Raw genomic sequence first — 12714 nt, 5'->3', positions numbered from 1 at the left:
GCAGCGACGGCGACGGTGGGGCCGGGTGCGGCCGGGGGTGAGGCGGAGCCGCTGGATCTGGCGGGGGTGGGCATCGGCCCGTTCAACCTCTCGCTGGCCGCGCTGGGGCAGGGCGTGCCGGGGCTGCGTGCCGCCTTCTACGAGCAGCGGCCGGACTTCCGCTGGCACCCGGGGCTGATGATCGAGGGTGCGACGCTTCAGGTGCCGTTCCTGGCGGACCTGGTGACGCTGGCCGATCCGGCGAATCCGTGGTCGTTCCTGCGGTTCCTGCGGGAGCGCGGGCGGCTGTTCCCGTTCTATTTCGCGGAGCGGTTCCACATGGAGCGTGCGGAGTACGACGCGTACTGCCGGTGGGTGAGCGAGGGGCTGGAGGGGCTGTGTTTCGGGCATCAGGTGGACGCGGTGCGCTGGAATCCGGAGCGACGGCTGTTCGAGGTGGACTTCACGCAGCTCGGGGCGCGGGGCGAGGCGGAGGCGCTGGGCAGGTCGTATGCGCGGAATCTGGTGCTGGGCATCGGTACGGCGCCGTATGTGCCCGAGCCGCTGCGTCCGCTGGCGGAGTCGCCGTCGGTGCCGGTGATCCACTCCGGGGACTATCTGGCGCACCGGGAACGGCTGTTGGAGGCCGGGCATGTGACGGTGGTGGGTTCGGGTCAGTCGGGTGCCGAGGTGTTCTTGGATCTGCTGCGGCGGCGTCCGCACGGGAGTGAGGGGCTGCACTGGCTGACGCGGAGCGGCGCGTTCGCGCCGATGGAGTACAGCAAGCTGGGGCTGGAGCATTTCACCCCGGATTACACGCGCTATTTCCACGGGTTGCCGGAGCGGGTGCGCGACCGGTTGCTGCCTCAGCAGTGGCAGCTGCACAAGGCGGTGGACCACGAGACGCTGGCTTCGGTGCACGAGGAGCTGTACCGCAGGACGCTGGACGGGGGCTGGCCGGACGCGGTGTTGATGCCGGGGGTGCGGGTGCGGACGGCGGGGCGGCTGGGCACGACGCGGCTGGAGCTGCACCTGGAGCACGCGGACCAGGAGGAGCGCGACAGGCTGGCGACGGACGCGGTGGTGCTGGCGACGGGGTACCGGGAGCGGTCGGCGGACGGGATGCTGGCGGCGCTGGATCCGTATCTGCGCCGGGACGCCTCTCAACGGCTGTGTGTGGACGAGGACTTCAAGCTGGCGCTGGACAGCTCGGTGACGGGGTCGGTGTTCGTGCAGAACGCGGAGCGGCACACGCACGGGGTGGGCGCTCCCGATCTGGGGCTGGCGGCGCACCGCAGTGCGGTGATCCTGAACGCGCTGCGGGGCGAGGAGGTGTATCCGCTGCCTCGTCGTACGGCGTTCACCAGCTTCGGGCTGCGGGAGGCCCGTTCGGGTGCCGGGGTGTCAGAGAGGTCTGCGAAAGTGGGCGTATGACGACACCGCCGCTGCCTCCGCCGCCTCCTCCGTTCGTGACCTCCGGGGAGCCCGAATTCGAGTCCGCTTCCGAGTCCGGGTCCGCCCCCGCGCACGGCGCGGTTCCCTACGGGACGCCGGACGCTCCCCGGGTGGCGGTGCGGGGTGAGGCGGTGCTGGAATTCGACCCGGAGATCGCGCGGGTGTGGGTGACGGTCAGTGCGCGTGGTACGGACCGGCGGGCGGCGCTGGAGGATCTGACGAGCCGCAACGCGCGGGCGCTGGAGCTGCTGAAGGGCTATGGCGAAGCCGTGGAGAAGCTGGAGACCGGCAGCTTCAGTGTGCAGCCCGAGCTGACGGACAAGGGCCGCCGGGAGCGGGTGCACGCGTATCACGGGCGGGTGCGGCTGACGGCGGTGGTTCAGGACTTCACGGTGCTGGGTGAGCTGACGACGCGGCTGGCTGATCTGGAGCTGACGAAGGTGGAGGGCCCGTGGTGGGCGCTGCGGCCGGGTTCGGTCGCGCACCGTACGGCGCGGCAGCAGGCGGTGCGGGAGGCGGTGACCAGGGCGCGGGAGTACGCCGAGGCGCTGGGTGCCTCGCTGGTGGCGCTGGTGGAGCTGGCGGATCTGGGCGCGGAGAACAGCGGGGGGCCGCCGATGCCGGCGGCGCCGGGCGGGCTGGGGCGAGCCGGGTACGGGGGCGGTTCGCCGGAGGCGACTCCGCTCGCGCTGGAGCCGCAGCGGCAGACGGTGCGCGCGCATGTGAACGCCCGATTCGTGATGAGCCGTCCGGCGCTGGGCTGAGCGCGGGGGCCGTTCCCCTGAGCGCGGGGGCCGTTTCCGGGCGGCGGCGCGGGGGCCGTCCCCGGGCCGCCCGGAAGCACGTTCTGCGCTCATCAGAGCGACTGGGTGCGCAGTTTATTAGTTGGCCAATGTCCTTTCGGTGAAAGGGGGTTGGCCAATTGGCGGGCGAGGGCGCTCTACGCACGGGTACGTCGTAGGCTCGGACCATGCGCCGAGCAAAGATCGTCAGCACTTTGGGACCGTCCACCGACTCGTACGAGCAGATCAAGGTGCTTGTAGAAGCCGGAATGGACGTCGCCCGCCTCAACATGAGTCACGGCACGCACGCGGATCACGAAGAGCGTTACCACCGGGTGCGCGCCGCCTCGGAGGAGACGAAGCGCAGCGTCGGCGTGCTCGCGGACCTTCAAGGCCCGAAGATCCGGCTCGGCCGTTTCCGGGAAGGCCCTGTATTGCTTGAACGGGGCGACGAGTTCTCCATCACCGTCGAGGAGTGCGAGGGCGACCGCTCGGTCTGCGGCACCACTTACGAGGGTCTGGCGGCGGATGTCACCAAGGGTGAGCGGATCCTGGTGGACGACGGCCGGGTCACCCTGGAGGTGACCGGCGTCGAGGGCTCCGTCGTCCGCACGATGGTCATCGAGGGCGGCATGGTCTCCGACAACAAGGGCCTCAACCTGCCCGGCGTGGCCGTCTCGGTGCCCGCGCTGTCGGAGAAGGACGTGGAGGACCTGCGCTGGGCGCTGCGCACGGGTGCCGACGTCATCGCCCTGTCGTTCGTGCGCAGCGGGCACGACGTCAAGGAGGTCCACCGCATCATGGCGGAGGAGGGCAGGAAGCTGCCCGTCATCGCCAAGCTGGAGAAGCCGCAGGCGGTGGAGAACCTGGAGTCCATCGTGGACGCCTTCGACGGGATAATGGTCGCGCGCGGCGACCTGGGCGTAGAGATGCCGCTGGAGCAGGTGCCGCTGGTGCAGAAGCGTGCCATCAAGTTGTGCAGGCGCAATGCCAAGCCGGTGATCGTGGCGACGCAGATGCTGGAGTCGATGATCGACGCCTCGCGCCCCACCCGCGCCGAAGCCTCGGACGTGGCCAACGCGGTCATGGACGGCACGGACGCGGTGATGCTCTCGGGCGAGACCAGCGTGGGCAAGTACCCCACGGAGACGGTGCGGACGATGAGCAGGATCGTCTCGGCGGCCGAGGAGGAGATGCTCGCCAAGGGTCTGCCGCCGCTGACGCAGAGCAGCAAGCCGCGGACCCAGGGCGGGGCCGTGGCGAGGGCCGCGGCGGAGATGGGGGACTTCCTCGGTGCGAAGTACCTCGTCGCCTTCACCCAGTCCGGGGACACGGTGCGGCGGCTCTCGCGCTACCGCTCCCCCATCCCCGTCCTGGCCTTCACGCCCGACGCGGCGACCCGCTCCCAGCTCAATCTGACCTGGGGTGTGGAGTCTTTCCTCGGTCCCATGGTGCAGAGCACCGACGAGATGGTGGACCAGGTCGATGAGCTGCTGCTGAAGCTGGGGCGGTGCGACAAGGGAGACCTCGTGATCATCACGGCGGGGTCCCCGCCCGGCGTCCCCGGCTCGACCAACCTGGTGCGGGTGCACCACCTGGGCGAGGAGGACGGGTAGCGGACGATCGACAGCGGTCTCGGGACTTCGCGTATTTGCCGCAACCCCATTGCACTCCGCTGCAATTCTGCAATGGGTTACAGTTTTTCGGCGATGGGCGTTCGCCGACGACGAGGAGCTGCGGCATGGTCACACCGGACACCACTCACGAGGCCGCCGTACAGCGCGCCAACGCGGCGCTGGAGACCTACGCCTTCTCCCCCGACGGCTGGCGCCGTCCCCCGGGCGAGACCCTGCGGCAGCTCCTCGGCGACCTGATGCACTGGTGCGAGGACACCCAGCGCGACTTCGACGCCGCGCTGGAGGCCGCCCGCGGCGGCCCTCGGCGTTGCGGGGCGAGCGCTCCACGGTGACGCGGGCGAGGCCCCGCCCTCGGGCCCAGCCGCACACCGCGTTGCCATGGTCATCGGGCCCCGCGATGACGTAGCCATGGCCGGCCTCTTTGATCCTCAGCCGTCGATGCCGCCGTAGCGACGCCCGCAGTCCGCGCGCTCAACCGCTGCCCCCATCGGCGCTGCCCATGGGGTAGCGCTCTTGGATCAGGCGCTTGAGGTTCTCCCGGGCGGTGTCCAGTTGGGTGGTGGTGTCGGCCGTCTCCTGGATCAGGCGGTCCAGATCGACGTCGGCGATCCCTCGCTTGAGGGCCTTGTCGATCGTGTCGCGGTGTGCGGTCACCCAGTCGGCGCGGGATTCCACCGCGCTCTCGAACTCGTCGAGCAGGTCGGCGCACGTGTCCGGCGGATCTTTCAGTTGCCCTCTTTCCTGGTGCTGAGCAGGGGCTGCCCCTGGCTGTGCTGTGCAGAGTGCGGGTGTTTTGGGCTGGGCGCGCAGTTCCCCGCACCCCTTCGGGGCGCCCGGCACCGGGCGTGCATGATCCGCCCCCGCCCCCCAAGCAGTCCATCGGCCCACGGGCCGGAAACGGACAACTGGCGACTGGCGACTGGCGACTGGCGACTGGCGACTGGCGACTGGCGACTGGCGTGACACTCCCTTGTGCGGTCGGCCTTCGGGTGGCACCCGGAGTCTCCCCGGGTGCCACCCGAAGGCCGAGCGCACGGCCACACCGTGCACGAGCACCCGTCAGTACATCCACAACGTGCACTGGATCCGCAGGAGTGCGGGCCCGTGGCCGCCCCGGCGGAGGCCCCGGCCGCGCGACGCGGGATTTACATCCCGGTAGGGGTTCCCATTTCGCAACCAGGATTGCAGAATGCCGAAAAGCAATTGCACTTGCAGAGTGCGACTCGATCTGGGAGCAGGGGCGTGGCACACAACGACGAGGGTCCCGATGGCGCTGACGCTCAGTGGCTGGGCGATGCCTTGCCCCGCGTGCGCCTGTCCAAGGCACAGGCACGCGTGGTGGACGTGATCACCCGGAACCCTCATGTGGCCTCCTACGCGGAGATCGGCGAGATCGCTCAACGGGCCGACGTCAACAGCTCCACCGTTGTGCGGGCCGCCCAGACCCTGGGGTACCGGGGCTGGCCGGACCTCCAGCGCGAGCTGCGGGCCCGCTACCTGGTGCTGATCTCCACCGAGGACACCCTTGCCGAGCACGGTGAGCACCGCAGCCCGCTGCACGACGCCCTCACGCACGACATCGACAATCTGCGCCAGACGCTGGATCACAACACCGCCGCCGATGCGGAGGCGAGCATCGCCACCCTGGCCTCGGCCAAGTCGATCCTCGTGATCGGCGTCGGATCCTTCGCGGGTCCGGCCAGCGTCATGGCCCATCTCGGTTCCACCATGGGCTACCCGATCTCGCTGGAGAACCGGAGCGGGGTGCACTTGGCCAGCGCCGTCAACAGCCTTGGCCCAGGCGACGCCCTCATAGTCGTCAACATGTGGAGGTCGATGAAACAGGTCATCGCCGCCGCAGAAGCCGCCCACACAGCAGGTGCGGCGGTGGTGGCCATCACGGACATGCGCCGAGGCCGACTGGCCACCAGCGTGGCCGACCACCTGCTGATCGTTCCCTCGGAAGGCATCTCCTTCTTCCAGTCCGTCACCGCGGCCACCTCGGTGGTCTACGGCCTGCTGGCAGGAATGCAGGCGGCCCGGCCAGAACGCAGCCGGGCTGCCATCCGCCGCACCCAACAACTGTGGAAGGACCTGGACATCTACCTGGAGTAGAGCCACCCGTAGCCGCCCGCGGCCCGCCGGTGAGGCGGAACCGCTGAGCCCCGCGCCACCAGGCACCGGCTTATGCGCTGCTCCGCCAAGCCCCCATCCCCCACGCCTTCCCCCACGCCCAAACCCCCATGGCCGCTCCCGTACTTCAGTCCCGGGGGCCAGGCCCCGCACGTTCCCTCGCCCGGCGCTGCCCAGCCGGCGCGGCACAACAAGGCTGATGTGCCCGGCGCAGGCTGACGAAGACCCACCTGCGCCCAAGGCCATCCGTCCCTCCCGACCGCGGAAATCCCGCCTGGCCGGGACACGACACCGCCCCACCGCACGGGCGTCGCCTCCCCGCACACCAGAACACCCTTGACTCCCGTCCCCCCCCCCGTCTCCTCACTCCTCGACAGGAGCTCTGATGGACAAGCACATCGCCGTCGTCGGCCTCGGCTCGATGGGCGGCGCCATGGCCTCCACCCTGCACCGGGCAGGCTGGCAGGTTTCCGGCTTCGACCCCTCGCCCGCTGCGCGCTCCGCCGCCCGAACAGCCGGCATCCACATCGTGGACGACGTCGCGGACCTGGCCGGCACGTCTTACGTCGTCCTCTCGCTGCCCTCTGCCCGCGTGGTCGAAGCGACGGTGCCCGTGCTGCTCTCGCGACCGGGCACCACCGCCATCGTCGACACCACGACATCAGAGCCCGCCACGAGCGCCTCCCTCGCCTCCCTGGCCGCGGACCACGGCGCAGCCTTCGTCGACGCACCCGTCTCCGGCGGGCGCGACGGGGCCATGGCGGGCCGGCTCACCGCCTTCGTCGGCGCCACGGAGGAGGACCTCGATGTGGCCCGGCCCGTGCTCGATGCCTTGACCGGCGGCCAGTATCAGCACCTCGGCGCCCCCGGCTCCGGCAACGTGGTCAAACTGCTCAACAACGTCCTGGCCGCTGCCAACCTGGTCTCCGTGGGGGAGGCCCTCGGCATCGCCAAGGCCCACGGCGTGGATCCCATCGTGGCGGCCACCGGCATCAGCGGCGCCTCCGGAGGCAGCAAGGTCTCGGCTGCCATGTACCCGGACTGGGTACTGACCGGCACTTACGACTCCGGCTTCTCCCTCGGGCTCATGGCCCGTGACACCGCCCTGGCCCTCGAAATCGCCGCCCAGCGGGGCGAGCGGCCAGGACTCCTGGCCGCGGCGAACCAGCGCTGGCAGGAGGCCCTGACCGCCCTCGGCCCTGCAGCCGACTTCACCGAGATAGCCCGCACCGTCGCCCCCTCTCTCTCCCGCGAAGGAACCCCCGCAGCATGAGCACCCGCAGCATGAGCACCGCAACCACCGCGTTCTCCGCTCGCGCAGCTGTGGACGCTGTTTTCCCCCAGGGTCTCGGAACCTTCCTCGACGGTCACATCGTCACCGGCAGTGGCGAGGACATCACCCTCACCGCCGCCGCCACCGGCGAGGCGTTCGCCAGCTTCAGCGATCCCGCATCCGAGGGGGCCAGGGCCGTCCTGGCCAGCGCCGTCCGCGGAGCCACGGCTTGGGGGGCGACGGACGCCTTCGAGCGGGCGGTGATCCTTCGCAACGTCTCGCGCAGCATCGCCGAGCACGCCGAGGAACTTGCCCTCCTGGAGTCCACCACCACCGGAAAGCCCCTACGGGACACCCGGGCCGAGGCGGCCAAAGTCGCCGAGATGTTCGGCTACTACGCCGGCTGGGCGGACAAGCTCACGGGCCAGACCATTCCTGTCCCGGGCGACTGGCACACCTACACCGAGCGTGTCCCCTGGGGGGTGGTGGTTGCCATCACCCCGTGGAACGCACCCTTGTTCACGGCGGGTTGGAACGCGGCGGCCCCCCTGGCGGCCGGTAACGCCGTCGTCGTCAAACCCAGCGAGTTCACCCCCGTCTCCACGCTCCGGCTGGCCGAGTTGGCGCACCAGGCCGGACTGCCGGACGGCGCGTTCAACGTGGCCGCCGGGCTCGGCGCCACCGTCGGTGCCGCGCTGACCAGCGATCCGCGCGTCGGAAAGGTCTCCTTCATCGGTTCGGTGGCCACGGGCCGCCTGGTGGCGGTCGCGGCGGCGGAGGCCGGGATCCCCACCGTCCTCGAACTCGGGGGTAAGAGCGCCAACATCGTTTTCGCCGACGCGGATCTGGACAGGGCCGCCGACGGCGCCATAGCCGCCGTCTTCTCCGGTGCGGGACAGTCCTGCGTGGCCGGCTCACGTCTGCTGATCGAGCGCGGTATCCACGCCGAATTCGTGGAGCGCGTGGCAGAGCGGGCGGCACGGTTGCGCCTCGGCGACCCCCTCGACCCCGCCACTGAGGTCGGCCCGATCATCACAGCACCGCAGTTCGCCACCGTGGCCTCCCTCATCGAGGCAGGAATAAAGGACGGCGGTCGCCTGGTCACCGACGCACAGCTGCCCGCTGACCTGACCAGCTCCGCGCTGGCCGGCGGTCACTGGGTCATGCCGACCCTGCTGGACGGAGTCACCCCCGCCAACCGGCTGGAGACGACGGAGGTCTTCGGCCCCGTGGTCGGGGCCGACGCCTTCGACACCGAAGCGGAGGCGATCGAGCGGGCCAACGGGACAGCTTTCGGCCTTGCCGGCGCGGTCTGGACCGGTGACGTCTCCCGCGCCCATCACGTGGCGCGCTCCGTGAAGGCCGGCACCTTCTGGGTCAACGCCTACAAGACGATCCACGTCGCCGTCCCCTTCGGAGGCTTCGGCGACTCCGGTCACGGCCGGTCCTCCGGCCCGGGCGTGCTGGACGAGTACACGCAGACCAAGGCCGTCTGGGTGCCCACCAGGGCCGCCGGCGCGCCCTTCCCGTCGCTGAGCTACTGAGGCAGGCGCGATGAACCCGACGATCCTCGCAGCCGGCCCCGGCCGGCTGAAGACAGACCTCGCCACCGGCGTAGAGCGCGGCAGGGGCCGCGTGCTCGCGCTCTCCCGCTCCCTCTTCGAGGCAGCTCTCGCACTGGCCTGGACCGTCATCGACGCGGCCACCGCCCCCGAGCAGCGGAAACGGTTCATCGCGGGGCCTACCGCCGGAATCTCGCACAGGAAGCAGCAGTGACATGAGCAACCACACCGCCCCGGCCGAGCCCAGAACCAAGTATCCCCGGCAGACACTGCCCATCGCCGCCCTGGCACTGGTGATCACACTGATTGTCCAGTTCATCGGCCAGCACGACATCAACGTGGGTATCGGATCCATCATCATCTTTCCGATGGTGTGGGGCCTCATCCTGGGCCTGCTGGTATCCCTCCAGAAGTTCAAGCCCCTGGGCCTCGACCTCCAGAAGGCAGCCGCGGCCCTGGTCGGCGTCTCCGTACTGCTGCTCGTGGCCCGGCTGGCGTTCAACATCGGACCGAGCCTGCCCACCCTGGGCAAGGCCGGCCCGGCTCTGTTGCTTCAGGAGACCGGACACCTCATGGGGACGATAGTCCTGGCCCTGCCACTGGCCGTGCTGCTGCGCATGGGCAAGGCCACGGTAGGCGCGACCTTCTCCCTCGACCGTGAGCCCTCCTTCGCGATGGTCTCGGAGAAGTACGGGGCGGACTCGGATCAGTACCGCGGCGTGCTGGCGATGTACGTCTTCGGCACTCTTTTCGGCGCCATGTTCATCACGCTCCTGACCTCCCTCGTGGCGAACTGGCGCATTTTCGATCCGCTCGCCATGGCCATGGGCTCGGGTGTCGGCTCGGGCTCCATGATGGCGGCGTCCTCGGCGAGCATCGTGGCCGCACATCCCTCCGACCAGGAGGCCATCCTCGGGATGGCCGCGGTGTCCAACCTCATCACCACTGTCCTGGGCGTCTACGTCGGGATCTACATCGCGCTGCCGCTGGCCGACAGGTTCTATCGCCTTCTCACCCGCCGCGAACCCCCCGTCGCCGCGGCTGAGCCGGGTACAGGAGCGGAGGACGCCGCCGCTGCCGGACCGCCCGCCCCTTCCCAGCAGGACGACATCGCGGTCAACCGTGCGTTCAGAGAGCAGGTAGCACAGGTCTCGTCCGAGGTGAGGCTGCCGCTCTGGCTCTCTCTCGGGGTACTCACCGTGCTGGGTATCGGCACCGCCTCGGTGACCGCCAAGACCCTCAGCTGGCAGATCATCGGCGGTTACGGGGTGCTGCTGGCCCTTGTGCTGCTCGGGCTCTTCCTGGCCAGAGTTACCCGGAAGATCTCGTCCATCGTCTGGATCACGACCATAGGCGCTTTTGTTTCCAGCCCTTGGTTCTTCGGGGCCAGAACGCTGAACTCGCTGGTGAGCTCAGTGGACTTCCTCTCCATCGCCACGATCATGCTGACCCTGGCAGGTCTCTCTCTGGGCAAGGACATCCCGCTGCTGCGACGCATCGGCTGGAAGATCATCCCGGTCGGCCTGGTCGCGATCACGGCGTCGTTCCTCCTCTCCACCCTGATCGCGGAGTTCAGCCTCGGCTTCTGGGGCTGACCGTTGCTTTGATCCTCAGTGGATTTCAGCCATCCGGGCCTTTCGGCCCGGATGGTCCGTCACATCACCAAAGCGTGAGGGCTTCGGCTTGAGTACGGTCTCTCCCTTCTGTCTGCCGCTGGTGCGGCAGGGTTGCGCCACCTGCCCGCCCGTCCCGGCCTTGCGGCTGGGGCGGGTGGTGCGGGTCTTCCGGTCGGCTCCACGAGGTTTCGGCGCTTGCGCGCCCTGGTCTCCAGCCACTCCGGTACCAGTGGTTACGGCTGCCGCGAGGGCGGCGGACCTCGCCGAATCCGGCGTCAGCGATCCTGCGTGCGAGGCCCCGGTTGCGGAGCATCCCGGCGACGTTGAGGTCTTCGACCACGACCGTGCCGTACTCGGCCGTCACAGTGGTGGAGAGCTTGTGCGGGGCGTCGGCGCGCAGGTTCGCCACCCGGTGGTGTCCCCGGTTGCGCTGGGTGTCGTTCACCTCCTTCCTGCTATGCCGTAGGTGAGCGCCGCCGCCAGGACGGCGACGACGAGCATGTACAGGGCCTGGGCGCGGCGGCTCACGGGTGCTTGGCCTTCTGGTGGAGAGCGAGAACGCACTCGTGGATCTGCGCGAGGTCGGGCTCGTCGCGGCTCTTGGCGGAGCGGATCATCTGCTCGTGGTCGGCGTACAGACGGCAGATGCGCGGATCCTGCCGCCATCGCGATCGTGCGGCTCGTCCGCGGCGGCCGTCACCGGTCGGTCGCCTGCTCGGGTGTGCGGGCGCAGTAGCCGCTCACTGGTGGACTGTCGGTATTCGAGGGTTGCACTATTCGCCGTAGAGCGAGCAGTTCCGTACCCGGCTCGGTCACGTCAGTGGTGAAAGGTGTAAAGGCTCTTGCCGAACGGGCGCTGTCTGCGCGAAGACGCCGGATCAAGAAGAAGACCGGCCTCTTGCGGTGAACCCGCGCCGGCCGCCCGCGCTCCGGTGCGGGCCTTCGCCCTCTGCCACCGCGCCGTACGGCCCCCTCCTGGCAGCGGCAATCCCGCGCGGCAGCCGCCGCAGACCGGCCCGTCAGAGGTCAGGGCGTTGACCCGGCGTACGCGTCCGCAACGGCAGCAGGTCTGAGTGTTCTTGGGCGCACAGGTCTGGCAGAGGCTGGTGCCGTCGGGCAGGCGCCGGTATCATTTAAGGTCCCGGTCGTCACCCAGCCGGCGCTTCAGCGAAGTCTCCAGGAGCTGGTTCCGGTACTCGTCAGAGACGCCCATGCAGATGGCCGTCGTAGAGGCGTGGGTATGTCCCACCCGCTCTTGAACGAAGCGGGCAGGGTAGCCGAACTCGGTCAGATGCGTGATGTAGCTGTGGCGCAGACAGTGCAGGTCGAGGTCCTCATCCAGGCCGGCGTCCTGGCGTGCCGTCACGAACGCCTGGTTGATCGAGCGCGGAGACATGTGGCCGACCCGCTCGGTCACCCACAAGGCCGGGTGCCGGTCCGGCGAGAGCCGCGGGCGAATCTCGTGCACCCACTCGTCGAGGACGTCGACTACCCAGTTCATCTCGGGGACCAGAAGCACGGTCCGTCGCTTCGGCGGTGTGCCCTTGGAGGACTTCCCGTACCGGACGGCCATGCTGCCGGCCTGCCCGAACTGTGGCGCCTTCCTATGACGTCGCAGATCCACCAGGTCGACCTTCGAGGACTCGGTCCGCCGGGTGCCGTAGGCATAGATCGTCTTGAGTGCGGCAGCATCACGCAGTGCGGTGAGGGTGCTCTTGCGGCCCTGCCCGTGAATGCGGCGAGGTCGGGCATCGGCAGCGTCGAACAGCGCCTGGACCTCGTCGTAGGTCAGAGGCCGACGCCGGGGATCGCCCTCGTACTCCACCGAGTCAAGACAGAGCTGCCTTCGTGGAAGATCACCTGCGGTGACAGGCCGAACCGTTCCTGACAGGTCTCCACCCACCCGTACCGGCGGTCCAGCAAGTACTCCAAGAACAGCTCGATCACCACCTCGTAAGACCGAGCCGTAGACAACTGGATCGGCTTGGCCCCGCTGCGAAGGTGGACGATGAACGTCTCGCCATCGGCGGGAGTCCACTGCCACGGGTACAACCCCGTGAACTCCTCGAACCGTTGAAGAAGACGCAGCCGGGGCTGGATCGTCGACGCCTGGAGAAACCGCGCGGACTGCTGCCGAGCCCATCCCTCCTTCATCGCAGAGGAAACCGCCGGCTCCGGGTCCAGAAGGACAACGTTCGGAGCCAGGGCAAGACGCACCGAACCGGGTGCCTCAGCGACCATGCCCGCAGTTGCATCAAACGCATCATTGTTGCGTCC

At 69.3% G+C, this 12714-nt stretch carries 13 protein-coding genes; 9 read left to right on the top strand and 4 right to left on the bottom strand.

Translation table 11 applies throughout. The features are described from left to right. The first annotated feature begins 15 nt into the window (after positions 1-15). The 4 genes from OHB04_RS32375 to OHB04_RS32360 all read left to right on the top strand — a co-directional run bounded on the left by OHB04_RS32375 (position 16) and on the right by OHB04_RS32360 (position 4185). Complete coding sequence (locus OHB04_RS32375; protein WP_326693016.1) at positions 16-1413, top strand: lysine N(6)-hydroxylase/L-ornithine N(5)-oxygenase family protein; 1398 nt, start codon at positions 16-18, stop codon at positions 1411-1413. Further along, entirely contained in the window at positions 1410-2198 is a 789-nt protein-coding gene (locus OHB04_RS32370) for an SIMPL domain-containing protein (RefSeq protein WP_326691197.1), read from the top strand. The genes OHB04_RS32375 and OHB04_RS32370 overlap by 4 nt, the downstream gene beginning before the upstream one ends. Positions 2199-2404: 206 nt before the next feature. Then, a complete protein-coding gene (gene pyk / locus OHB04_RS32365; RefSeq protein ID WP_326691196.1) occupies positions 2405-3832 on the top strand; it encodes a pyruvate kinase in 1428 nt (475 codons plus the stop codon). A gap of 125 nt (positions 3833-3957) precedes the next feature. Beyond that, positions 3958-4185, top strand: a complete 228-nt coding sequence (locus tag OHB04_RS32360; protein ID WP_326691195.1) for a hypothetical protein — start codon at positions 3958-3960, stop codon at positions 4183-4185. A gap of 139 nt (positions 4186-4324) precedes the next feature. Here OHB04_RS32360 and OHB04_RS32355 read toward each other — a convergent pair whose 3' ends face one another. Further along, complete coding sequence (locus OHB04_RS32355; RefSeq protein ID WP_326808849.1) at positions 4325-4693, bottom strand: hypothetical protein; 369 nt, start codon at positions 4691-4693, stop codon at positions 4325-4327. Between the two features lie 402 nt (positions 4694-5095). On the opposite strand from OHB04_RS32355, the gene OHB04_RS32350 reads away from it, so the two are divergent. The 5 genes from OHB04_RS32350 (at position 5096) to OHB04_RS32330 (ending at position 10416) form a co-directional block, all read left to right on the top strand. Then, entirely contained in the window at positions 5096-5968 is an 873-nt protein-coding gene (locus OHB04_RS32350) for a MurR/RpiR family transcriptional regulator (protein ID WP_326691193.1), read from the top strand. Between the two features lie 403 nt (positions 5969-6371). Continuing rightward, positions 6372-7259, top strand: a complete 888-nt coding sequence (locus tag OHB04_RS32345; RefSeq protein WP_326691192.1) for an NAD(P)-dependent oxidoreductase — start codon at positions 6372-6374, stop codon at positions 7257-7259. Further along, entirely contained in the window at positions 7256-8803 is a 1548-nt protein-coding gene (locus OHB04_RS32340; protein ID WP_326808848.1) for an aldehyde dehydrogenase family protein, read from the top strand. The genes OHB04_RS32345 and OHB04_RS32340 overlap by 4 nt, the downstream gene beginning before the upstream one ends. A 10-nt stretch (positions 8804-8813) precedes the next feature. Next, entirely contained in the window at positions 8814-9035 is a 222-nt protein-coding gene (locus OHB04_RS32335) for a hypothetical protein (RefSeq protein WP_326691190.1), read from the top strand. Between the two features lies 1 nt (position 9036). After that, positions 9037-10416 carry a DUF3100 domain-containing protein gene (locus OHB04_RS32330; RefSeq protein ID WP_326808847.1) on the top strand — a complete coding sequence of 460 codons (1380 nt, stop codon included), beginning with the start codon at positions 9037-9039 and terminating at the stop codon, positions 10414-10416. Between the two features lie 64 nt (positions 10417-10480). Here the strand turns inward: OHB04_RS32330 and OHB04_RS32325 are convergent, their stop codons facing one another. From OHB04_RS32325 to OHB04_RS32315, 3 genes are all read right to left on the bottom strand, one after another. Next, positions 10481-10882, bottom strand: coding sequence for a transposase (locus OHB04_RS32325; RefSeq protein WP_326691188.1), 402 nt, complete (start codon positions 10880-10882; stop codon positions 10481-10483). Positions 10883-11566: 684 nt separating this feature from the next. Beyond that, positions 11567-12262, bottom strand: a complete 696-nt coding sequence (locus OHB04_RS32320; protein ID WP_326691187.1) for a tyrosine-type recombinase/integrase — start codon at positions 12260-12262, stop codon at positions 11567-11569. Next, entirely contained in the window at positions 12226-12678 is a 453-nt protein-coding gene (locus tag OHB04_RS32315) for a hypothetical protein (protein WP_326808846.1), read from the bottom strand. Before OHB04_RS32315 ends, OHB04_RS32320 begins: the two co-directional genes overlap by 37 nt. Between the last annotated feature and the right edge of the window lie 36 nt (positions 12679-12714).

The organism is Streptomyces sp. NBC_01775, assembly GCF_035917675.1.
Classification (GTDB): Bacteria; Actinomycetota; Actinomycetes; order Streptomycetales; family Streptomycetaceae; genus Streptomyces.
The sequence above is the reverse complement of the archived record's forward strand: the minus strand, read 5'-3'. Positions and strand labels throughout refer to the sequence as shown.